Source organism: Pseudomonas sp. AO-1 (genome assembly GCF_019775695.1).
GTDB classification, from domain to species: domain Bacteria; phylum Pseudomonadota; class Gammaproteobacteria; order Pseudomonadales; family Pseudomonadaceae; genus Aquipseudomonas; species Aquipseudomonas parakoreensis.
Genome location: NZ_CP079947.1, coordinates 4,722,735 through 4,744,972 on the forward strand (window position 1 = coordinate 4,722,735; position 22,238 = coordinate 4,744,972).

The 22,238-nt window shown below is 59.0% G+C and carries 18 protein-coding genes; 5 read left to right on the plus strand and 13 right to left on the minus strand.

Going from position 1 to position 22,238, the window contains the following annotated elements; genetic code table 11:
- Positions 1–138: 138 nt before the first annotated feature.
- The 7 genes from lpdA to sdhC form a co-directional block, all read right to left on the minus strand.
- A complete protein-coding gene (lpdA, locus tag KVQ82_RS21420; protein ID WP_041074385.1) occupies positions 139–1,575 on the minus strand; it encodes a dihydrolipoyl dehydrogenase in 1,437 nt (478 codons plus the stop codon).
- A gap of 97 nt (positions 1,576–1,672) precedes the next feature.
- A complete protein-coding gene (gene odhB / locus KVQ82_RS21425; RefSeq protein WP_222015733.1) occupies positions 1,673–2,896 on the minus strand; it encodes a 2-oxoglutarate dehydrogenase complex dihydrolipoyllysine-residue succinyltransferase in 1,224 nt (407 codons plus the stop codon).
- Positions 2,897–2,938: 42 nt separating this feature from the next.
- The gene (locus KVQ82_RS21430; RefSeq protein ID WP_222015753.1) at positions 2,939–5,770 is read right to left on the minus strand and encodes a 2-oxoglutarate dehydrogenase E1 component; all 2,832 of its coding nucleotides are present in this window, start codon (positions 5,768–5,770) and stop codon (positions 2,939–2,941) included.
- A 259-nt stretch (positions 5,771–6,029) separates the two neighbouring features.
- A complete protein-coding gene (locus tag KVQ82_RS21435; protein WP_003223007.1) occupies positions 6,030–6,734 on the minus strand; it encodes a succinate dehydrogenase iron-sulfur subunit in 705 nt (234 codons plus the stop codon).
- 11 nt (positions 6,735–6,745) lie between these two features.
- A complete protein-coding gene (gene sdhA, locus KVQ82_RS21440) occupies positions 6,746–8,518 on the minus strand; it encodes a succinate dehydrogenase flavoprotein subunit (RefSeq protein ID WP_007962857.1) in 1,773 nt (590 codons plus the stop codon).
- 3 nt (positions 8,519–8,521) lie between these two features.
- Positions 8,522–8,890, minus strand: a complete 369-nt coding sequence (gene sdhD, locus KVQ82_RS21445; protein ID WP_003222999.1) for a succinate dehydrogenase, hydrophobic membrane anchor protein — start codon at positions 8,888–8,890, stop codon at positions 8,522–8,524.
- Positions 8,884–9,258, minus strand: coding sequence for a succinate dehydrogenase, cytochrome b556 subunit (gene sdhC, locus KVQ82_RS21450; RefSeq protein ID WP_016773673.1), 375 nt, complete (start codon positions 9,256–9,258; stop codon positions 8,884–8,886). The genes sdhD and sdhC overlap by 7 nt, the downstream gene beginning before the upstream one ends.
- Before the next feature lie 363 nt (positions 9,259–9,621).
- Between sdhC and gltA the strand changes: the two genes are divergently transcribed.
- Positions 9,622–10,911, plus strand: coding sequence for a citrate synthase (gltA, locus tag KVQ82_RS21455; protein ID WP_003222994.1), 1,290 nt, complete (start codon positions 9,622–9,624; stop codon positions 10,909–10,911).
- Between the two features lie 982 nt (positions 10,912–11,893).
- Here gltA and KVQ82_RS21460 read toward each other — a convergent pair.
- The 3 genes from KVQ82_RS21460 to KVQ82_RS21470 all read right to left on the minus strand — a co-directional run bounded on the left by KVQ82_RS21460 (position 11,894) and on the right by KVQ82_RS21470 (position 14,962).
- Positions 11,894–13,552 carry a cation acetate symporter gene (locus KVQ82_RS21460; RefSeq protein WP_041072885.1) on the minus strand — a complete coding sequence of 553 codons (1,659 nt, stop codon included), beginning with the start codon at positions 13,550–13,552 and terminating at the stop codon, positions 11,894–11,896.
- Positions 13,549–13,860: a DUF485 domain-containing protein gene (locus tag KVQ82_RS21465; protein ID WP_041072887.1), complete on the minus strand. Its 312-nt coding sequence runs from the start codon at positions 13,858–13,860 to the stop codon at positions 13,549–13,551. The genes KVQ82_RS21460 and KVQ82_RS21465 overlap by 4 nt, the downstream gene beginning before the upstream one ends.
- Before the next feature lie 250 nt (positions 13,861–14,110).
- Entirely contained in the window at positions 14,111–14,962 is an 852-nt protein-coding gene (locus KVQ82_RS21470) for a glycine betaine ABC transporter substrate-binding protein (protein ID WP_047292628.1), read from the minus strand.
- A gap of 301 nt (positions 14,963–15,263) precedes the next feature.
- Between KVQ82_RS21470 and KVQ82_RS21475 the strand changes: the two genes are divergently transcribed.
- Entirely contained in the window at positions 15,264–16,859 is a 1,596-nt protein-coding gene (locus KVQ82_RS21475; RefSeq protein ID WP_222015756.1) for a beta (1-6) glucans synthase, read from the plus strand.
- Positions 16,860–16,952: 93 nt separating this feature from the next.
- Here KVQ82_RS21475 and KVQ82_RS21480 read toward each other — a convergent pair whose 3' ends face one another.
- On the minus strand, positions 16,953–17,321 hold the full coding sequence (locus tag KVQ82_RS21480) for a hypothetical protein (RefSeq protein ID WP_222015757.1): 369 nt from the start codon (positions 17,319–17,321) through the stop codon (positions 16,953–16,955).
- A gap of 223 nt (positions 17,322–17,544) precedes the next feature.
- On the opposite strand from KVQ82_RS21480, the gene KVQ82_RS21485 reads away from it, so the two are divergent.
- Both KVQ82_RS21485 and KVQ82_RS21490 read left to right on the plus strand, forming a co-directional pair.
- On the plus strand, positions 17,545–18,843 hold the full coding sequence (locus KVQ82_RS21485) for a serine/threonine protein kinase (protein ID WP_041072894.1): 1,299 nt from the start codon (positions 17,545–17,547) through the stop codon (positions 18,841–18,843).
- Complete coding sequence (locus tag KVQ82_RS21490; RefSeq protein ID WP_041072896.1) at positions 18,836–19,624, plus strand: VacJ family lipoprotein; 789 nt, start codon at positions 18,836–18,838, stop codon at positions 19,622–19,624. The genes KVQ82_RS21485 and KVQ82_RS21490 overlap by 8 nt, the downstream gene beginning before the upstream one ends.
- A 176-nt stretch (positions 19,625–19,800) precedes the next feature.
- Here the strand turns inward: KVQ82_RS21490 and KVQ82_RS21495 are convergent, their stop codons facing one another.
- Positions 19,801–20,715: a DUF808 domain-containing protein gene (locus KVQ82_RS21495; protein ID WP_222015760.1), complete on the minus strand. Its 915-nt coding sequence runs from the start codon at positions 20,713–20,715 to the stop codon at positions 19,801–19,803.
- Positions 20,716–20,849: 134 nt separating this feature from the next.
- Here KVQ82_RS21495 and KVQ82_RS21500 point away from each other — a divergent pair, with 134 nt between their 5' ends.
- A complete protein-coding gene (locus KVQ82_RS21500) occupies positions 20,850–21,455 on the plus strand; it encodes a TetR/AcrR family transcriptional regulator (RefSeq protein WP_047292618.1) in 606 nt (201 codons plus the stop codon).
- 155 nt (positions 21,456–21,610) lie between these two features.
- Here KVQ82_RS21500 and KVQ82_RS21505 read toward each other — a convergent pair whose 3' ends face one another.
- Positions 21,611–22,042 carry a transposase gene (locus tag KVQ82_RS21505; protein ID WP_222015762.1) on the minus strand — a complete coding sequence of 144 codons (432 nt, stop codon included), beginning with the start codon at positions 22,040–22,042 and terminating at the stop codon, positions 21,611–21,613.
- Between the last annotated feature and the right edge of the window lie 196 nt (positions 22,043–22,238).

The window sequence follows — 22,238 nt, forward strand, 5'->3', positions numbered from 1 at the left end:
ACCTGTGACTGCTGCTTGCGTAGCCTTCCGGTTACCCGATTCAGCTACGCAAGACTGCGTCCAGCGGACATTCCGCGGTGAGACTTGCTCGCAAGGCTCACGACGGGCCGTTACCGCCGTGGTTTCTTATTGTGTGTCTTAACGCTTCTTGCGGTTGGCAATGTGGATGGCGCCGCCATTCACTGCCAGAGCAGCTTCGTGCAAGGCTTCAGACAGGGTCGGATGGGAGAAAACCATCATGCCCAGGTCTTCAGCGCTGGTGCCGAATTCCATACCGATCGCGCCCTGCTGAACCAGTTCTGCAGCGCTCGGGCCAATCACGTGCACGCCCAATACGCGGTCTGTCTTGGCATCAGCGATGACCTTGACGAAACCACCGGTATCGTTGGCGGCCATGGCACGGCCGGAAGCGGCGAACGGGAAGGTGCCGACGTTAACTTCAACGCCTTCGGCTTTCAAGGCCTGCTCGGTTTTGCCAACCCACGCGATTTCCGGGTGAGTATAAATAACCGATGGGATCAGGTCATAGTTCATCTGGGCTTTGTGACCCTTGATGCGCTCGACAACCATGATGCCCTCTTCCGAGGCCTTGTGCGCCAGCATCATGCCGCGCACCACGTCACCGATGGCGTAGACGCCCGGTACGGTGGTGGCGCAGTGATCGTCAACGTGCACAAAACCGCGCTCGTCCAGGGTCACGCCGCTGTCGGCAGCCAGCAGATCAGTGGTCACCGGACGGCGACCAACGGCTACGATCAGCTTGTCGAAAGTGATGGTCTGTTCGCCGTTGGCATCGGTGTAGTTAACAACGACTTCGTCGCCGTTCACTTTCGAACCGGTCACGCGAGCGCCCAGCTTGATGTCCAGACCCTGTTTGGTCAGGGTTTTCAGCGCTTCCTTGGAAACAGCGGTGTCGGCTGCCATCAGGAAAGTGTCCAGGGCTTCCAGGACAGTCACTTCTGCACCCAGACGCGACCACACCGAACCCAATTCCAGACCGATCACGCCAGCGCCGATCACGCCCAGACGCTTAGGTACGGCCTGGAACTCCAGAGCGCCAGTCGAATCGACGATGACTTTCTGATCGACCGGAGCCGGTGGAATGTCGATCGGACGCGAACCTGGGGCCAGGATGACGTTTTCGGCTTCGATGACTTCAACCGAACCGTCCGGCTTGGTGACTTCGACCTTCTTGCCAGCCAGCAGCTTGCCGTGGCCCTGGATCGAAGTCACGCCGTTAGCCTTGAACAGGGTGGCAACGCCGCCAGTCAGGTTCTTGACGATGCCAGCCTTGCGGCCAACCATCGCAGCGACGTCCATTTTGACTTCGCCGGTCGAGATACCGTGAACGTTGAAGCTCTCTTTGGCTTCCTTGTACTTCCAGGAGCTGTCCAGCAGCGCCTTGGACGGAATGCAGCCGACGTTCAGGCAAGTACCGCCGAGGGCCTGTTTGCCTTCAGCGTCGGTGTACTTCTCGATGCAGGCAGTGGTGAGACCCAGCTGCGCGGCCTTGATGGCAGCTACATAGCCGCCAGGGCCGGCACCGATCACTACTACGTCAAATTTCTGCGACATTCAAAAAATCCTCTTTAGCGAAAAGCTTCAAGCCGCGCGCTGCGGGCCGTACCGCCGTTGCCGACGGTACGCCACCCACAGCGCATGGCTGCTTCTATCAGATATCCAGCAACAGACGAGCCGGATCTTCCAGCAGGTTCTTGATGGTCACCAGGAAGGTTACAGCTTCTTTGCCATCGATCAGACGGTGATCGTAGGACAGTGCCAGGTACATCATCGGACGAATCACGACCTGACCGTTGATGGCCATAGGACGCTGGATGATGTTGTGCATGCCCAGAATCGCTGCCTGCGGCGGGTTGACGATCGGAGTCGACATCATCGAGCCGAAGGTACCACCGTTGGTGATGGTGAAGGTACCACCGGTCATCTCTTCCATCGACAGTTTGCCGTCACGGGCTTTTTTGCCGAACGTGGCGATGCCGCCTTCGATTTCAGCCAGGCTCATCAGCTCGGCGTTACGCAGAACCGGAACAACCAGACCACGGTCGCTGGAAACGGCAACACCGATGTCGGCGTAGCCGTGGTAGACGATGTCCGCGCCGTCGATCGAAGCGTTGACCGCCGGGAAGCGTTTCAGCGCTTCGGTGGCCGCCTTGACGAAGAACGACATGAAGCCCAGGCGTACGCCGTTGTGGGACTTCTCGAACAGGTCCTTGTACTTCGAACGCAGGGCCATGACTTCGGTCATGTCGACTTCGTTGAACGTGGTCAGCATCGCCATGTTCGACTGGGCTTCAACCAGACGCTCGGCAACCTTGGCACGCAGACGGGTCATCGGCACGCGTTTTTCAACGCGGTCACCGGCAGCGAATACCGGGGCAGCAGCGGCCGGAGCAGCAGCTTTCGCAGGAGCGGCAGCCGGAGCGGCTTTCTTCGCGGCAACAGCAGCCACCACGTCTTCCTTGGTCACACGACCGCCTTTGCCGGTGCCGGCAACGGAAGCGATGTTGATGCCGTTTTCTTCAGCCAGCTTGCGCGCAGCCGGAGCAGCAACAGGATCGTCTTCGCCTTCGGCAGCAGCCGGGGCAGCGGCAGCAACAGCCGGAGCAGCAGCGGCGGCTGGAGCAGCGGCAGCAGCGCCGCCTTCAACGATGGAGCCCAGGACTTCGTCGGACAGAACGGTGTCGCCTTCGCCCTTGACGATTGCGCCCAGCACGCCGTCGGCGGTAGCCAGCACTTCCAGTACGACTTTGTCGGTTTCGATGTCGACGATCAGTTCGTCACGCTTGACGGCGTCGCCCGGTTGTTTGTGCCAGGTGGCAACGGTGCCATCGGCAACCGATTCCGGGAAAGTGGGGGCTTTGATCTCGATAGCCATTATCTGTGGTTCCTTAAATTCGGTTTCAGGTGCGCGAAGGCGTTAAACGGTAAACGCGTCTTGCAGCAGTTTTTCCTGCTGCTCGGCGTGCATCGATGCGTAACCACATGCAGGTGCAGCAGAAGCCTCACGGCCCGCGTACTCGAGTACGAGAGATTTGTTGAGGTTACCGATGCTGCGACGCAGGTGGTGCTGGCTGCAGTACCAGGCGCCCTGGTTCATTGGCTCTTCCTGACACCAGACGGCCGCTTTGGCGTTGGTGTAAGGCGCCAGGACTTCTTTCAAGTCGTCCTCAGGGAATGGATACAGCTGCTCGATACGCACGATGGCGATATCGTCACGGCCTTCGGCACGACGTTTTTCCAGCAGGTCGTAGTAGACCTTGCCGCTACACAGAACAACACGCTCGACCTTTTTCGGGTCCAGGGTGTCGATTTCCGGGATCACGGTCTGGAACGAACCTTCGGCCAGATCTTCCAGGGTCGAGATGGCCAGTTTGTGGCGCAGCAACGACTTTGGAGTCAGAACGACCAATGGCTTGCGCAGCGGGCGAATCACCTGACGGCGCAGCAAGTGGTAGATCTGCGCCGGGGTGGTCGGCATGCACACCTGAATGTTGTGCTCGGCGCACAGTTGCAGGTAACGCTCAAGACGTGCCGAGCTGTGCTCAGGACCCTGACCTTCGTAGCCGTGCGGCAACAGCATGGTCAGACCGCAGAGACGGCCCCACTTGTGTTCGCCGCTGGTGATGAACTGGTCGATAACAACCTGTGCACCGTTGGCGAAGTCGCCGAACTGGGCTTCCCAGATCACCAGCGCGTTTGGCGTGGTGGTCGAGTAGCCGTATTCGAAGGCCAGTACCGCTTCTTCCGACAGGAACGAGTCGTACAGGTCAAAGCGTGGCTGACCTTCGTACAGGTGCTTCAGCGGAATGTAGGTGCCGGCGTCTTTCTGGTTGTGCAGCACAGCGTGACGGTGCGAGAACGTACCGCGGCCGATGTCCTGACCGGTCATGCGGATCGGGTGACCTTCGAACGCCAGGGTCGCGTACGCCATGGTTTCGGCGTAACCCCAGTTGATCGGCAGGCCGCCGGCTTGCATCTTCTGACGGTCTTCGTAGATCTTCGCAACCTGACGCTGAACCACGAAGCCTTCCGGAATTTCCAGCAGCTTGGCGGACAGTTCCTGCAGGGTCTTCAGGTCGAAACGCGTGTCGTGACGCGCAGTCCAGGCGTGGCCCAGGTACGGACGCCAGTCCACGAACAGCTCTTTGTTCGGCTCTTTGACCAGCGATTTCACCACGTGCAGACCGTTGTCCAGCGCGTTGCGATACTCGTCGACTTTCGCCTGTACACGCTCTGCGTCGAGCACACCGGCCTGAGTCAGACGATCAGCGTACAGCTCACGGGTGGTGCGCTGCTTGGTGATCTGCTGATACATCAGCGGCTGGGTGCCGCTTGGCTCGTCGGCCTCGTTGTGGCCGCGACGACGGTAGCAGACCAGGTCGATCACCACGTCGCGCTTGAACTGCATGCGATAGTCGATGGCCAGCTGAGTGACGAACAGCACGGCTTCCGGATCATCACCATTCACATGGAGGATCGGCGCCTGGATCATCTTCGCAACGTCGGTGGCGTACTCGGTGGAACGCGAGTCCAGCGGGTTGCTGATGGTGAAACCGACCTGGTTGTTGATCACGATGTGCACGGTACCGCCGGTCTTGAAACCGCGGGTCTGCGACATCTGGAAGGTTTCCATGACCACGCCCTGACCTGCGAATGCAGCGTCACCGTGGATGGAGATCGGCAGAACCTTCTCACCGGTCGGGTCGTTACGACGATCCTGACGGGCGCGAACCGAACCTTCTACCACCGGGGAAACGATTTCCAGGTGGGACGGGTTGAACGCCATGGCCAGGTGAACTTCACCGCCGGCGGTCATCACGTTGGACGAGAAGCCCTGGTGGTATTTAACGTCACCGGAACCCAGCTCGACCTTCTTCTTGCCTTCGAACTCGTCGAACAGCTCGCGCGGGTTCTTGCCGAAGGTGTTGACCAGCACGTTCAGACGGCCACGGTGGGCCATGCCGATGACGACTTCCTTGGTGCCGTAGGAACCGGAACGCTGGATCAGTTCGTCGAGCATCGGAATCAGGCTTTCGCCGCCTTCCAGACCGAAACGCTTGGTGCCCGGGTATTTGGTGCCCAGGTATTTTTCCAGGCCTTCACCGGCCGTCACGCGCTCAAGCAGGTGGCTCTTGATGTCAGCGGAGTACGTCGGACGACCGCGCACGCTTTCCAGACGCTGCTGGAACCACTGGCGCTGCTCGGAATCGGTGATGTGCGTAAATTCAGCGCCGATGGTGCGGCAATATGTCTGCTGCAACGCTTCGTGAATTTCGCGTAGGCTCGCTTCCTCTTTGCCGATGAACAGGTCGCCGGCACGGAAGGTCGTATCAAGATCGGCATTGGTCAAGCCGTAATGATTGATCGACAGGTCTGCAGGTGCAGGACGCTGCCACAGCCCCAGCGGGTCAAGCTGGGCTGCCTGGTGGCCACGCATACGGTAGGCCTGGATCAATCGCAGCACTTCAACTTGCTTCTTCTCGTGCTCACTGCTCACGCTCCCGGCGGAAACCGGTTGAGCGCGGCGCTGGTTCTTTGCCAGCAGCACGAAATGATCGCGAATTGTGGAGTGCGAAACATCAGTGGCAGAGCTGCCGTCGGCAGGCAGCTTCTGAAAGTAGGTGCGCCACTCTTCTGGCACAGCGTTAGGGTCGTGCAGGTAGAGCTCATAAAGCTCTTCCACATAGGCAGCGTTTCCACCTGAAAGGTAGGCGCTGTTCCACATGCGCTGCATCACGCTTTCTTGCATGCTTGGTCACCCTCGGTTAGGGGAACACCATCGGCGTCAATACCGAGCAAACTTGCAGAAGTCCGAATGCAGCGACCAAAACAAGCCACTTAGGATCACGCTGATAGTCCGGGTACCAGCCCGGATGCCCCTGCTTGTCTCATTTCTTCAAAATAAGAGCTGCAGCTTGTGGCTACTGCTCTGGTTATAGCCATGACGCGGGTTGAAGCCCGCGCCACAGCCTCTTCGTTACAGCGGTTCTACGGTTACAGCAGCTGAATCACACGCCGCTCGAAAGCAGCATGTTACGGATGTGACCGATGGCCTTAGTCGGGTTCAGGCCTTTCGGACATACGTTGACGCAGTTCATGATGCCCCGGCAGCGGAAAACGCTGAACGGGTCATCGAGCGAAGCCAGACGCTCGGACGTCTTGGTGTCACGGCTGTCTGCCAGGAAGCGGTACGCTTGCAGCAGGGCAGCTGGACCCAGGAATTTGTCCGGGTTCCACCAGAAGGACGGGCACGAGGTCGAGCAGCAGGCGCACAGGATGCACTCGTACAGACCGTCGAGCTTTTCACGCTCTTCAGGGGACTGCAGACGCTCGATGGCCGGAGCCGGCGTGTCGTTCTGCAGGTAAGGCTTAACCTTCTCGTATTGCTTGTAGAAGATGCTCATATCGACAACCAGGTCACGGATAACCGGCAGACCTGGCAGCGGACGAACGATCAACTTGTTGCCTTTTACGACAGCGGACAGCGGCGTGATGCACGCCAGACCGTTCTTGCCGTTGATGTTCATGCCGTCGGAGCCGCAGACGCCTTCACGGCAAGAGCGACGATAGGAGAAACCCTCGTCCTGCTCTTTGATCAGGGCCAGCACGTCCAGCACCATCAGGTCTTTACCACCGGTATCGACCTGGAATTCCTGCATGAACGGCGCAGCGTCCTGATCAGGGTTGTAGCGATAAACACTGACTTGCAACATGGCGATCACCCTTAATAAGTCCGGACTTTAGGTTCGAAAGTCGGAACAGTCTTCGGCGAGAAGTTTACGGCACGCTTGGCGACGCGTTTCTCACCCGGGAAGTACAGGGTGTGGCACAGCCAGTTTTCGTCGTCACGGTCTTCGAAGTCTTCACGGGCGTGAGCGCCGCGGGACTCTTTACGTACTTCGGCCGCGATGGCGGTAGCTTCAGCCACTTCCAGCAGGTTTTGCAGTTCCAGAGCTTCGATACGCGCAGTGTTGAACGCTTGCGACTTATCGTTGATCTTCACATTGGCGATGCGCTTGCGCAGATCGGCCAGCTGAGCGATACCCTTCTGCATGTATTCGCCAGTACGGAATACGCCGAAGTAGTTCTGCATGCAGCTTTGCAGCTCGCGACGCAGGGTTGCCACGTCTTCGCCATCGGTACGGCCGTTCAGCGCGTTCAGACGCGACAGGGCTGCTTCGATGTCGGCTTCGGTAGCGTCGTCGTATTCGATGCCGTCGGTCAGCGCCTTCTCCAGGTGCAGGCCGGCAGCGCGGCCGAATACCACCAGGTCGAGCAGCGAGTTGCCGCCCAGACGGTTGGCACCGTGTACCGATACGCAAGCCACTTCACCTACGGCGAACAGGCCAGGAATGATCTGGTCCACGCCTTCGGCGTTCTGGGTGATCGCCTGACCATGAATGTTGGTGGCAACGCCGCCCATCATGTAGTGGCAGGTCGGAACAACCGGAACCGGCGCAACCACCGGGTCAACGTGTGCGAAAGTCTTCGACAGTTCGCAGATGCCTGGCAGACGGCTGTGCAGCACTTCCTCGCCCAAGTGGTCGAGTTTGAGCATTACGTGATCGCCATTCGGACCGCAACCGTTACCGGCGATGATTTCTTTAACCATCGAACGGGCAACCACGTCACGACCAGCCAGGTCTTTCGCGTTCGGAGCATAACGCTCCATGAAACGCTCGCCGTGCTTGTTGATCAGGTAACCACCTTCACCACGGCAGCCTTCTGTAACCAGTACACCGGCGCCGGCGATGCCGGTCGGGTGGAACTGCCACATTTCGATGTCTTGTACCGGTACGCCAGCACGCAGCGCCATGCCAACGCCGTCACCGGTGTTGATCAGGGCATTGGTGGTGGAGGCGTAGATACGACCGGCACCGCCAGTGGCCAGTACGGTGGCCTTGGCACGGATGTACGAAGTTTCGCCGGTTTCGATGCAGATCGCGATCACACCGACGAACTCGCCTTCCTGGTTTTTCACCAGGTCGACAGCGTAGTACTCGTTCAGGAACGTGGTGCCGGCTTTCAGGTTGCCCTGATAAAGGGTGTGCAGCAGTGCGTGACCGGTACGGTCGGACGCTGCGCAGGTGCGAGCAGCCTGACCACCTTTACCGTAGTCCTTGGACTGACCACCGAACGGACGCTGGTAGATACGACCTTGCTCGGTACGCGAGAACGGCAGACCCATGTGGTCCAGTTCGAAAACGGCAGCCGGGCCTTCCTGACACATGTATTCGATAGCGTCCTGGTCACCGATGTAGTCGGAACCCTTGACGGTATCGTACATGTGCCAGCGCCAGTCATCGTTCGGGTCAGCGGACGCGATCGCGCAGGTGATGCCGCCCTGGGCGGATACAGTGTGCGAACGGGTCGGGAAAACCTTGGTGATCACCGCAGTCTTGTGACCGCCCTGTGCCAGCTGCAGCGCAGCGCGCATGCCAGCACCGCCACCACCAATAATGATGGCGTCGAAAGAAATCGTTGGAATGTTAGCCATGACTCAGATACCCCAGAGAATCTGCACACCCCAGACGAAGTAAGCGAACATCGCGACGCCGCATACTGCCTGGAAAAGGAAACGTATAGCCGTCGCGGACTTGCCGAACGCCATTGGCGTCAGGTAGTCAGTCGCGATGGTCCACATGCCGACCCAGGCGTGAGCGCCGAGAGCAACAAGGGCCAGGAGGCTGAAAATACGCATCCCGTTGTGGGCGAACAGTTCATGCCACTGGGCGTACTCGAGGCCTGGGTGGGCCACGACGTATCCGATCAGAAAGATGAAGTAAGCCGCGAGAACGACCGCCGACACACGTTGCGCCATCCAGTCATAGAGGCCCGAACGCGAGAGGTTCGTGACGTTAGTTACCATATCCAGACTCCTGCCAGAACGATTACCACCACGGAAACGGCGATAACGATTTTCGAGCCCAGCTTGCCGCCTTCCAGCGTCTCACCGATGCCCATGTCCATGATCAAATGGCGCACACCGGCTACCAAGTGATACAGCAGAGCGGACAGGATGCCCCAAATCACTAGCTTCGCTAGCGGACTGGTCAGACACGCTTTCACCTGACCGAAGCCTTCCTCGGAGCTCAGCGACTTGTCCAATGCGTAAAGCATGATGGCAAGGCACACGAAGAGGATGACACCGGAGATACGGTGAAGAATGGACGTGTAAGCAGTGACTGGGAGTTTGATGGTCCTTAGGTCTAGGTTTACAGGTCGTTGGCTTTTCACGGCTTTTTTTTCACACTGAAGAGCCCCTAACAATCAGGGCAAAGTTGTTGGGGAGTGCACTGGTCAGGTAACCACCACCCAGGGATGCGACCCCCAATGAAAGCAAGCCCAAAAGCCCTTGGCGGTCGGTGGCCGAGTATAGACAGTTAGGCTACTAATGACAACGCAATCACCTACCCCAAATAGCTGATTGCACAAGTCGTATAAAAGGCGTAAATGGCAGTCAATTTCGAGGAAAAAGTGCGCTTAAAGCCTTCTGGAGCAAGACTTTAGGCAAATTGACATTCGAATTTATCTCACTATAGTGGTGCGGGCCCTGCGTGGGGGGTCTGTCTGATGGTTCAAGCATAAATAGGAGGCCACATGGCTGACAAAAAAGCGCAGTTGATCATCGAGGGCGCAGCCCCCGTCGAGCTGCCCATTTTAACCGGCACCGTTGGTCCCGATGTAATCGATGTTCGGGGCCTGACGGCCACGGGCCGCTTCACTTTCGACCCGGGTTTCATGTCGACCGCCTCGTGCGAATCGAAGATCACCTATATCGACGGTGACAACGGCATTCTGTTGCACCGCGGCTACCCGATCGAACAGCTGGCTGAAAAGTCGGACTACCTGGAAACCTGCTACCTGCTGCTCAACGGCGAACTGCCGACCGCAGAACAGAAGGCCCAGTTCGTCAGCACCGTGAAAAACCACACCATGGTTCACGAGCAGCTGAAAACCTTCTTCAACGGCTTCCGTCGCGACGCCCACCCGATGGCCGTCATGTGCGGCGTAGTCGGCGCCCTTTCGGCCTTCTACCACGACTCCCTGGACATCAATAACCCGCAGCATCGCGAAATCTCCGCGATCCGTCTGGTTGCCAAGATGCCGACCCTGGCAGCGATGGTTTACAAGTACTCCATGGGCCAACCCATGATGTACCCGCGCAACGACCTGACGTACGCGGAAAACTTCCTGCACATGATGTTCAACACCCCGTGCGAGATCAAACCGATCAGCCCGGTACTTGCCAAGGCCATGGACCGGATCTTCATCCTCCACGCCGACCACGAGCAGAACGCATCGACCTCCACCGTGCGCCTGGCTGGCTCTTCGGGTGCCAACCCGTTCGCTTGTATCGCCGCCGGCATCGCCGCACTGTGGGGCCCTGCCCACGGCGGTGCGAACGAAGCCGTTCTGACCATGCTTGACGAGATTGGCGATGTGTCCAACATCGACAAGTTCATCGCCAAGGCCAAGGACAAGAACGACCCGTTCAAGCTGATGGGCTTCGGTCACCGCGTTTACAAGAACCGCGATCCGCGCGCGACTGTGATGAAGCAGACCTGCGACGAAGTACTGAAGGAACTGGGCATCAACAACGATCCGCAACTCGAACTGGCCATGCGCCTGGAAGAGATCGCCCTGACCGACCCGTACTTCATCGAGCGCTCGCTGTACCCGAACGTCGACTTCTACTCGGGGATCATCCTCAAGGCGATCGGCATTCCAACCAGCATGTTCACCGTGATCTTCGCTCTGGCGCGTACTGTGGGCTGGATTTCGCACTGGAAAGAAATGCTCTCCAGCCCGTACAAGATTGGCCGTCCGCGCCAGTTGTACACTGGCTATGAGTCGCGTGATATCACCAAGCTGGAAGACCGCAAATAAGGCTTGTCTTGCGATAACGTCTTGAAGTTGTATCGGGAACGGCCTCTATTTATATAGAGGCCGTTTTTGTTTGTGGGGTCGCAGCGGCCTGGGGGCCGACTGGCTTTTGGGCATTTGTGGGCATATCCGTTGCTGCGGGTGTTGCCGCTGGCGGTTTCGCTCTTACAGCGAGTCACCTTTTCCAGACGCCGAAAAGGTAACCCAAAAGGCTTTGCCCCGGCGTACGGCACTTCGCTTAGGCTCAGCGTTCCCTCGCTACGGTGCCCATCCGGGGGCATCGCCTACGGTTTGCTTCGCTGCACCTCCTTTCGATGTATGCGGCTTCGCCGCACGGCGCTGCGCGCCTAACCCCCTGATGGACACCTACGCTCGGCCTGCCGAAGGGGCTTAAGATCAAAAGCCAAAGCCAAAGCCAAAGCCAAAGCAGATCAAAAGATCACAGCCTTCGGCAGTTCCTACAGGGGATTGGGTGTTTTCAGTTGGAATTTGGTCGGCTGTCAGGCCGCCTTCGCGAGCAAGCTCGCTCCCACAGAAGCGCCAAAGCCAAGCGCTAGCTTTTCACCACTCAACACGATGAGCGTTAGCTCGAGTAAAGCTTTTGATCTGAGGGCCCGTCGGCAGGCTGAGTGGAGGGATTTATCCGGGGGGTGGGAGCGCAGCGACCGTTTGGCGCAGCCAAACACAGCGAGAGGAGGTGCAGCGAAGCAAACCGTAGGCGCTGCCCCCCCGGATGAATCCCGCAGCGAAGGAACCCGAGCCTGAGCGAGGGCCGAACGTCAGGGTAAAGCCTTTTTGGTTACTTTTGAGGCGTTTGTCAAAAGTGACCCGCCGTAAGGGCGGAACCCTAAGCAGCCGTTACCGCAGCAACGGATATGTACTCATAAACACCAACCACGAAGGCCCAAGTCCGATAACCGCCCACAAAAAGAAAATGCCCCGATCTCTCAACCAGGGCATTCCACTCAAACCATGTAACCAGATCTTAGTGCGAAACCGCCCCACTCGCCCCCAACCCCGTCTGCGAACGCACAAACTGCGGGAAGAACAGCGCCCGCTCGTTCTCGGCCGCCGCCGACTTGTCGGTGATCGAGAAGAACCAGATACCGATGAACGCAATGATCATCGAAAACAACGCCGGGTACTCGTAAGGGAAGATCGCCTTCTCGTGATGCAGAATCTGCACCCAGATGGTCGGGCCGAGGATCATCAGACCCACCGCACTCACCAGCCCCAACCAGCCACCGACCATCGCGCCGCGGGTCGTCAGCTTCTTCCAGTACATCGAAAGCAACAGCACCGGGAAGTTGCAGCTCGCTGCAATCGAGAACGCCAGGCCGACCATGAACGCGATGTTCTGGCTTTCGAACAGGATGCCCAGACCAATCGCCAGCACACCCAGGGCGATGGTGGTGATCTTCGACACGCGAATCTCATCCTTGTCGTTGGCCTTGCCCTTCTTGATCACACTGGCATACAGGTCGTGCGACACCGCCGAAGCACCGGCCAGAGTCAGACCGGCCACCACCGCCAGAATGGTCGCGAACGCCACCGCCGAGATGAAACCGAGGAAGATACTGCCACCCACTGCGTCAGCCAGGTGCACCGCCGCCATGTTGTTGCCGCCGAGCAGAGCGCCCGCTGCATCCTTGAAGGCCGGGTTGGTGCTGACCAGCAGGATCGCGCCGAAGCCGATGATGAAGGTCAGGATGTAGAAGTAGCCAATGAAGCCGGTGGCATACAGCACGCTCTTGCGCGCTTCTTTCGCGTCACTCACGGTGAAGAAGCGCATCAGGATGTGTGGCAGACCAGCAGTACCAAACATCAGTGCCAGGCCCAGAGAGAACGCCGAAATCGGGTCTTTCACCAGACCGCCGGGGCTCATGATCGCCTCACCTTTGGGGTGAACCTTGATCGCCTCGGAGAACAGCATGTTGAAGTCGAAGTTGACGTGTTTCATCACCATCAGCGCCATGAACGAAGCACCGGACAGCAACAGCACCGCCTTGATGATCTGCACCCAAGTGGTCGCCAGCATGCCGCCGAACAGCACGTAGAGGCACATCAGGATACCGACCAGAATCACCGCCACGTAGTAGTCGAGGCCGAACAGCAGCTGGATCAGCTTGCCGGCACCGACCATTTGCGCGATCAGGTAGAACGCCACCACCACCAGCGAACCACAGGCAGACAGCGTGCGGATCTGGGTTTGCCCGAGGCGGTAGGACGCCACGTCGGCAAAGGTGTATTTACCCAGGTTACGCAGACGCTCGGCGATCAGGAACAGAATGATCGGCCAGCCCACCAGGAAGCCGATCGAGTAGATCAGGCCATCGTAGCCAGAGGTGAACACCAGCGCGGAAATCCCCAGGAAGGACGCCGCCGACATGTAGTCGCCGGCAATCGCCAGACCGTTCTGGAACCCGGTGATCTTGCCGCCCGCCGCATAGTAGTCAGCGGCCGACTTGTTGCGCTTGGACGCCCAGTAGGTGATGCACAAGGTCGCACCGACGAACACCACGAACATGGCGATCGCGGAAACGTTGAGTGGTTGTTTGTGGACTTCGCCGGTCAAGGCGTCAGCAGCCCAGACAGCCGGAGCGAATGCTGCAATGCTCAAAAGAGCCAGTAGACGCCGGATCATTGCTGAGCCTCCTTGAGAATCGCATTGTTCAGGTCGTCAAACTCGCCATTGGCGCGTCGCACGTAGATACCGGTCAGGACGAAGGCCGAGACAATCAGCCCGACACCGATCGGAATGCCCCAGGTAATTGAAGACCCGGGGCTGAGTTTCGCTCCGAGCACTTGCGGCCCGTAAGCAATCAACAGGATGAATCCGGAATACAGCCCGAGCATGATCGCCGAGAGTATCCAGGCGAATTTTTCTCTTTTTCTCACCAGCTCCTTGAAGCGCGGGCTGTTTTGAATCGAGAGGTAAATGCTGTCGTTCATTGTTTTTATCCTCGCAGCACAGATTATTGTTGGAACGTATCCACTGTATGCGGCTGCGGAACGGCTTCCAGACGACCTTAGTATTAGAACGACATGACGTTTTCGCCAATTTTCAGCACACAAAAAAAACTGTGGGAGCTGGCTTGCCAGCGATGGCGTCGTATCAGCCAACTAATCAGTTGACTGACAGACCGCTATCGCGGGCAAGCCCGCTCCCACAGGATGTGCGGTGAACCGAAGCAATCTGGGGTTATTTGGTCCAGTCAGCCACGCGGTCCGGGTGCTTGGCGACCCAATCCTTGGCCGCCGCGTCAGGCTTGGCGCCGTCCTGGATGGCCAGCATGACCTCGCCGATCTCGTCTTTCGACGCCCACTGGAAGTTTTTCAGGAACTTGGCCACTTCCGGTGCCTTGGTAGCCAGTTCTTTGCTACCGATGCTGTTTACGGTTTCAGCCGCGCCATACACGCCTTTCGGGTCGTCAAGGAAGCGCAGTTTCCACTTGGCGAACATCCAGTGCGGCACCCAACCGGTGACGGCAATCGATTCGTTCTTCTTCTCGGCACGGGTCAGCTCGGCAATCATGCCGGCGCCGGAACTGGCCTTGAGGGTGTATTTGTCCAGACCGTAATCCTTGATCGCCTGATCGGTCTTGAGCATCACGCCCGAGCCGGCGTCGATGCCGACGATGCGGTTCTTGAAGCTGTCATCGGTCTTGAGGTCTTCGATCGATTTCGCCTTGACGTACTCCGGCACGATCAGGCCGATTTTCGCATCCTTGAAGTTCGGGCCGTAATCGACGACCAGATCCTTGTTCTTCGCCCAGTATTCGCCATGGGTCACCGGCAGCCAGGCCGAGAGCATCGCATCGAGTTTGCCGGTCGCCACGCCCTGCCACATGATCCCGGTGGCGACGGCTTGCAGCTTCACGTCGTAGCCGAGTTTCTGTTTGATCACTTCGGCGGCCACGTGGGTGGTCGCGACGCTGTCGGACCAGCCGTCAACGTAACCGATGTTCAGGGTCTGTTTTTCAGCGCTGGCGAAAGTGGAGCTCATCGCAAGCACCAGAGCGGCACCTGCGCCTAAAAGTCGTCGCATCTTCATCGTTTACTTCCCCGAAATGCTGCGCCCGACGGATGCCGGGCATCGTCAACGTATTGTTATGGTGCACAGCGCCCCCATCACGCCTGACCGCAAACTCGTCCGAACATCAGTCGTCTTTTCTATAAGGGTACTGACGCTTTCGATCATCGGCCTGACGCCAAACGCGACCTGCTCTGTCAGCGACCTCAATACACCGAGAAACGACATCAGAAGGCCATTAATCACCTCTGAATAATTGGCGCCAGACAATCCGCCCGAACTTTGCATGTGCAAATCATGCAGGCCACCAACCCGCGGATAAATGCAGGTAACATGCGTCGCTTTGCAGCCACTCGGCCTGACCATGTCCGCGACCTCCCGCTTCCCGCTTGTTCCTTATCTCTTTGCCTGCCTGCTCGGCCTGTTGGCCCTCGGTGGCTTCTGGTACGGCCTCGGCAAACCGGTGATTCTGCCGGATGCCGCAACCCCGACGCACAAATTGCAATGCGCCTCCTACACGCCGTTCGACAAGGATCAGTCGCCGTTCGACGTGCCGTTCAAACTGCGTCCGGAGCGCATGGACGCCGACCTCGCCCTGCTGGCGACGCGTTTCGAATGCATCCGCACCTACTCAATGACCGGCCTCGAAGCGCTGCCGGAACTGGCGCGCAAGCACGGTTTGAAGCTGATGATCGGTGCCTGGGTCAACAGCAACCCGGTGGACACTGAAAAGGAAGTCGACCTGCTGATTGCCTCGGCCAACGCCAACCCGGATGTGGTCAGCGCGGTGATCGTCGGCAACGAAGCGCTGCTGCGCAAGGAAGTCACCGGCGCGCAACTGGCGAAGCTGATCAACAAGGTCAAAAGCCAGATCAAGCAACCGGTCACCTATGCCGATGTCTGGGAGTTCTGGCTCAAGCACCCGGAAGTCGCGCCGGCGGTGGATTTTCTGACCATTCACTTGCTGCCGTACTGGGAAGATGATCCGTCGAACATCGACGTCGCCCTGCAACATGTGGCGGATGTACGCCAGGTGTTCGGCAACAAATTCGCGCCCAAAGACGTGATGATCGGCGAGACCGGCTGGCCCAGCGAAGGTCGCCAGCGCGAAACCGCCCTGCCGAGCCGGGTCAACGAGGCCAAGTTCATTCGTGGTTTTGTCGCGATGGCCGAGAAAGAAGGCTGGCATTACAACTTGATCGAAGCGTTCGACCAGCCATGGAAGCGTGGCAGCGAAGGTGCAGTCGGCGGTTACTGGGGCCTGTTCGATGCCGACCGCCAGGACAAGGGCGTGCTTGCCGGGCCGGTGACCAATGTGCCCTACTGGAAGGCATGGCTGGGCGTCGGCGGCCTGATTTTCCTCGGCACACTGCTGCTCGGCGGCCGGGTGCGCACCACCCGATCGGCATTGATCCTGCCGCTGCTCGGTGCGCTGGCCGCCTGCTCGATCGGCGCCTGGGGCGATCTGGCGCGAGTAACCACGCGGTTTGCCAGCGAATGGCTGTGGGTCGGCTTGCTGACCGTATTGAATCTGTTGGTGCTGGCACATGCCACGCTGAGCCTGAGCGCCCGCCAGGGTTGGCGTGAACGCGCGTTCAGTCTGCTGGAACGCCGCGCCGGATGGCTGGTTGCCGTGGCCGGTTTTGCGGCAGCGGTGATGATGCTGGAGATGGTTTTTGACGCACGCTATCGCAGCTTTGCCAGCATGGCGTTCATTCTGCCGGCGCTGGTGTATGTGTGCCGCCCAGTCAGCGTGCCACGCCGGGAAATCGCCCTGCTGACCTTTATCATCGGCGCCGGCATTGCGCCGCAGCTGTATGAGGAAGGCTTGTTGAATCAGCAGGCGTGGGGCTGGGCGCTGGTCAGCGGGTTAATGGTGGCGGCGTTGTGGCGCTGTCTGCGGGTTCGCAGTCGCTGATTAGCAGCAAGATCAAAAGATCGCAGCCTTCGGCAGCTCCTACAGGGTTCACTGCCCCTTGTAGGAGCTGCCGAAGGCTGCGATCTTTTTCTGTCAGGCGCTGCGGGATGCCCGGACCAACCGCAATCCGGCAATCACCACCGCAAACACCGCCAGCGTCGTGTTGTACAACGCCAGCGCCGGCAACCCGAACACCAGCGCCAGCACCGCCAGCCACCACCCTGCCCGCCCCGGCAGCACAAAACCCAGCAGCGCCGCACCCAGCGCGGTCCAGCCCAACACCTTGAAGTGAATCATCAGCCCCAGATTCGAGCGCACCGTGCATTCCCAGCGGGTCGCCTCATCGACGCAGATGCCGACCCACTGCCCATCCTCCATGAAGCCATAACGCGCGCCATAACTGGCGGCCAGCCACAGCGGCAACAGCACGAGCAACAGAATCACGGGCAAGCGGCGGGACATGAATCTCTCCAATCAACGAAATCGGCGGCCAGCTTAATCTGCCCGCACGCATTGGCAAGCACTAACAACTGTTAACTGGTCATCCGCGCCTTGCAGAGTGTATCGTCCAGCTACTATTACTCCGAATTCTGCCTGTTTGGTGCCGAGGCATGGCACTTTGGCGCAAGCCCGGTGGTCATAGCCTGCGAACTTCATTCGGCACCTTCCTTTAAGGGATCCAGTCATGCTCCGTTCCTTGCGCTTCGCCGCGCTGTTCAGCGGCCTTATTCTGAGTGCGTCCGCACTGGCGGTGGATATCGATGCCGCCAGTTATGGCTATCCCCTGACCAACCCGTTCGAGGCGACCATCGCCACCACACCACCGGACCTGCGTCCGGAATTGCCGTCGAACGACGAGATCAATCAGTCCGACCACAGCATCACCCTGCGCCCGGAACGGGCCTTCATCCTCCCGGACAACTTCTGGCCGGTGAAAAAACTCACCTACCGTATCGCCGAGCAGGACAAACCGGCGCCGCTGATCTTCCTGATCGCCGGCACCGGTGCGCGTTATGACAGTTCGCTCAATGAGTACCTGAAGAAGCTTTATTACAAGGCCGGCTACAACGTCGTGCAGTTGTCGTCGCCAACCAGCTTCGACTTCATCAGCGCCGCGTCACGCTTCGCCACCCCGGGCATCACCAAGGAAGACGCCGAAGACATGTACCGGGTGATGCAGGCCGTGCGCGCGCAACATCCGAAACTGCCGGTCACCGAGTACTACCTCAGCGGCTACAGCCTTGGCGCGCTGGATGCCGCGTTCGTCGCGCACCTGGACGAGACCCGACGCAGTTTCAACTTCAAGAAAGTCCTGCTGCTCAACCCGCCGGTCAACCTCTACACGTCCATCAGCAACCTCGACAAGCTGGTGCAGACCGAGGTGAAGGGCATCAACAACAGCACCACTTTCTATGAACTGGTGCTGAACAAGCTGACCCGCTACTTCCAGCAGAAAGGCTACATCGACCTCAACGACGCCCTGCTCTACGACTTCCAGCAGTCCAAACAGCACCTGACCAACGAACAGATGGCGATGCTGATCGGCACCTCGTTCCGTTTCTCGGCCGCCGACATTGCCTTCACCTCCGACCTGATCAACCGTCGTGGCCTGATCACCCCGCCGAAATTCCCGATCACCGAAGGCACCAGCCTCACGCCGTTTCTCAAGCGTGCGCTGCAATGCGACTTCGACTGCTACCTGACCGAACAGGTGATCCCGATGTGGCGCGCCCGTACCGACGGCGGCAGCCTGCTGCAACTGATCGACCAGGTCAGCCTGTACGCGCTCAAGGATTACCTGCACGACAGCCCGAAAATCGCCGTCATGCACAACGCTGACGACGTGATTCTCGGCCCTGGCGACCTGGGTTTCCTGCGCAAGACCTTCGGCGATCGCCTGACTGTTTACCCACTGGGCGGCCATTGCGGCAACCTTAACTACCGCGTCAACAGCGACGCCATGCTGGAGTTCTTCCGTGGCTAAATATCTCCTGCTGATTGCAGCGCTCCTCAGTGCAGGCGTGGCCCAGGCCGACAACAGCAAAGCCAACGCGCCAGTGGTGGTCGACAGCGACGGCTTCAAGGAGCCGCTGTCCAAACTCAAGTTCAACCCGGGGCTGGACCAGCGTGAGTTCGAACGCTCGACACTCAACGCGCTCAACGTCTATGACCCGCTGGAGTCATGGAACCGCCGCGTCTACCACTTCAATTACCGCTTCGACCAATGGGTGTTCCTGCCGGTGGTCGACGGTTATCGCTACGTGACGCCGAGCTTCCTGCGCACCGGAGTGAGCAACTTCTTCAACAACCTCGGCGACGTGCCAAACCTGGTCAACAGCCTGCTGCAGTTCAAGGGCAAGCGCTCGATGGAAACCACCGCGCGCCTGTTGCTCAACACCACCATCGGCATTGCCGGCCTGTGGGACCCGGCGACCGCCATGGGCCTGCCGCGCCAGAGCGAAGACTTCGGTCAGACCCTGGGTTTCTACGGCGTACCGGGCGGCGCCTACTTCGTGTTGCCGATTCTCGGCCCGTCGAACATCCGCGACACCGCCGGCCTGGCCGTGGACTACACCGCCGAATCGGCGATCAACTACCTGAACGTGTCGAAAGTCAGCGAAAACCACCCGGAAATCTGGGCCTTGCGTGCAGTCGACAAGCGCTACCAGACCAACTTCCGCTACGGCCAGATGAACTCGCCGTTCGAGTACGAGAAAGTGCGCTACGTCTACACCGAGTCGCGCAAGCTGCAGATTGCCGAGTAACTTCAGCGGCAACGAAAAAGGGCCATTCGATGCGAGTCGAATGGCCCTTTTTCATGGCACAACCAGGATCAAACTGTGGGAGCGAGCTTGCTCGCGAATGCGGTGAATCAGTCAGCATATTCTTCGACTGGCACACCGCATTCGCGGGCAAGCCCGCTCCCACAGGGTTGTTGTGTTCAGCCTTTGATCGCGCGCCAGATCTTGCCAACCGCCGACACCACCGCCAGCACTGCCGCGCCCGCGATAATCCCCGCTACGCCATTGAGCAACACAGGCACGGCAAACCCGGCACTGCCAGCCGCTGCACCGACACTTTCAATCCAGTGATGCACCACCGGAATACCGTGGGTGAGGATGCCGCCACCGACCAGGAACATCGCCGCCGTGCCGATCACCGACAGGCCTTTCATCATGTACGGCGCGGCGCGCAGGATCGCGTTGCCAATGCTTTTTGCTGCTGCACCCGATTTCCGGGTCAGCCACAGGCCCAGGTCGTCGAGCTTGACGATGCCGGCCACCAGACCATAAACGCCCACGGTCATGACGATGGCGATGCCCGACATCACGATCACTTGCTGAGTCAGCGAAGCGTCGGCCACGGTGCCGAGGGTGATGGCGATGATTTCCGCGGAGAGGATAAAGTCGGTGCGGATTGCGCCTTTGATCTTGTCCTTCTCGTAGGCCACCAGATCGGTGGTCGGCTCGGCCACCGCCGCGCTCAGTTGCGCGTGGTTGGCATCATCTTCGGCCTTGCTGTGCAGGAACTTGTGCGCGAGTTTCTCGAAACCTTCAAAACACAGGTACGCGCCGCCGACCATCAACAGCGGCGTCACCAGCCACGGCACAAATGCGCTGATCGCCAGCGCCGACGGCACCAGAATCAGTTTGTTGACGAACGAGCCATTGGCCACTGCCCAGACCACGGGAATTTCCCGCTCGGCGCGAACTCCGGAGACTTGCTGGGCATTGAGCGCCAGATCATCGCCGAGTACCCCGGCGGTCTTCTTCGCGGCCATTTTGCTCATCAACGCCACGTCATCCAGAACGGTGGCAATATCGTCGATCAGCACCAGCAAACTGCTTCCTGCCATGAATCGTGTTTCCTTATGTGAATAATGCTGCGCAGCATACCGCGACTGCGGGCCACACGGGGCATTCTTGAGCCATGCGCGAGGCCGGTGCTACCATGCGCAACCGCCAGAACAGGCAAGGAACCACCGGGTTTATGAGCACAATCCGCGAGCGCAACAAAGAACTGATCCTGCGTGCCGCCAGTGAGGAATTTGCCGACAAGGGCTTCGCTGCGACCAAAACCAGCGACATCGCCGCCAAGGCAGGATTGCCCAAGCCCAACGTCTACTACTACTTCAAGTCCAAGGAAAACCTCTACCGCGAGGTCCTGGAAAGCATCATCGTGCCGATCCTGCAGGCCTCGACCCCGTTCAACCCGGACGGCGTGCCGAGCGAAGTGCTCAGCGGCTACATCCGCTCGAAGATCCGCATCTCCCGCGACCTGCCCTTCGCCTCCAAGGTGTTCGCCAGCGAAATCATGCACGGCGCCCCGCACCTGAGCGCCGACCTGGTCGAGCAGCTCAACAGCCAGGCCAAGCACAACATCGACTGCATCCAGAGCTGGATCGACCGCGGCCAGATCGCCCCGCTCGACCCCAACCACCTGATGTTCAGCATCTGGGCCGCGACCCAGACCTACGCCGACTTCGACTGGCAGATCTCTGCAGTTACCGGCAAGGACAAGCTGGACGAGGCGGATTACGAGGCGGCGGCGCAGACGATTATCCGGTTGGTGTTGAAGGGGTGCGAGCCGGACTGATAGACCGCGGTGCCCCTATCGCTGGCAAGCCAGCTCCCACAAGGATCTGTTTCGTTCGCAAAGTTTGTGTTCAACACAAGAACCTGTGGGAGCTGGCTTGCCAGCGATGGCGGCAGCTCGGTATCAATTCAAACCCAGATAGCATCCCACAGCGGCTAATCACCTAGCCTTTCCACCAATCCTGCCCGCAATGGATTGGCCACCACATAGCGCGCCATCTTCACCAGATCATCTTCCCGCCTCAATGCACGGTCATGAAAACCCTGCTGCCAAAGCGGCCCGCTACGGCCGATGGATAAATTCACTTCTCTGGTTATCAGCGACTTGGTTTCACCCATCAGCCTTCTGAGCGAACAGTTTTCCAGCACAACGAGCCAATGAAAATGATCCGGCATGACCACCCACGCCAGTGACTGTGCCAATCCAAGCTCTTGTGCCCGCCGAAATCGACGAACGACCAATCTGCCCAAAGCGAAGTCAGCAAAGATCGGCTCGCGATCAAGTGTATTGGTTGTCAGTAGATAGATGCGATTGGGCTCGGCATAGCGGCCGGTTCGCAGACGATGTGAAGCGGGAAGATCAGGCAATCCATTGCCCCTTCATGATGAGTTCATCAGAAGGCTAGACCTCAATGATCTATTTGATTGGTGTGGTCTTTTTTCTTGATGTGTCAGACAGGCCGCCATCGCTGGCAAGCCAGCTCCCACAGAGCTTTGTGTCGATCACAAATCGTTGCCCAATACAAAACCTTGTGGGAGCTGGCTTGCCAGCGATGACTTTCGA

Excerpts from the sequence above, each read along its gene's own strand:
- KVQ82_RS21435 (WP_003223007.1), bottom strand. The coding sequence starts at position 6,734 with ATGTTGCAAGTCAGTGTTTATCGCTACAACCCTGATCAGGACGCTGCG.
- KVQ82_RS21475 (WP_222015756.1), top strand. The coding sequence starts at position 15,264 with ATGCAGGTAACATGCGTCGCTTTGCAGCCACTCGGCCTGACCATGTCC.
- KVQ82_RS21460 (WP_041072885.1), bottom strand. The coding sequence starts at position 13,552 with ATGATCCGGCGTCTACTGGCTCTTTTGAGCATTGCAGCATTCGCTCCG.
- odhB (WP_222015733.1), bottom strand. The coding sequence starts at position 2,896 with ATGGCTATCGAGATCAAAGCCCCCACTTTCCCGGAATCGGTTGCCGAT.
- sdhA (WP_007962857.1), bottom strand. The coding sequence starts at position 8,518 with ATGGCTAACATTCCAACGATTTCTTTCGACGCCATCATTATTGGTGGT.
- KVQ82_RS21485 (WP_041072894.1), top strand. The coding sequence starts at position 17,545 with ATGCTCCGTTCCTTGCGCTTCGCCGCGCTGTTCAGCGGCCTTATTCTG.
- KVQ82_RS21465 (WP_041072887.1), bottom strand. The coding sequence starts at position 13,860 with ATGAACGACAGCATTTACCTCTCGATTCAAAACAGCCCGCGCTTCAAG.
- KVQ82_RS21480 (WP_222015757.1), bottom strand. The coding sequence starts at position 17,321 with ATGTCCCGCCGCTTGCCCGTGATTCTGTTGCTCGTGCTGTTGCCGCTG.
- lpdA (WP_041074385.1), bottom strand. The coding sequence starts at position 1,575 with ATGTCGCAGAAATTTGACGTAGTAGTGATCGGTGCCGGCCCTGGCGGC.
- KVQ82_RS21495 (WP_222015760.1), bottom strand. The coding sequence starts at position 20,715 with ATGGCAGGAAGCAGTTTGCTGGTGCTGATCGACGATATTGCCACCGTT.
- gltA (WP_003222994.1), top strand. The coding sequence starts at position 9,622 with ATGGCTGACAAAAAAGCGCAGTTGATCATCGAGGGCGCAGCCCCCGTC.
- KVQ82_RS21470 (WP_047292628.1), bottom strand. The coding sequence starts at position 14,962 with ATGAAGATGCGACGACTTTTAGGCGCAGGTGCCGCTCTGGTGCTTGCG.
- KVQ82_RS21430 (WP_222015753.1), bottom strand. The coding sequence starts at position 5,770 with ATGCAAGAAAGCGTGATGCAGCGCATGTGGAACAGCGCCTACCTTTCA.
- KVQ82_RS21500 (WP_047292618.1), top strand. The coding sequence starts at position 20,850 with ATGAGCACAATCCGCGAGCGCAACAAAGAACTGATCCTGCGTGCCGCC.
- sdhD (WP_003222999.1), bottom strand. The coding sequence starts at position 8,890 with ATGGTAACTAACGTCACGAACCTCTCGCGTTCGGGCCTCTATGACTGG.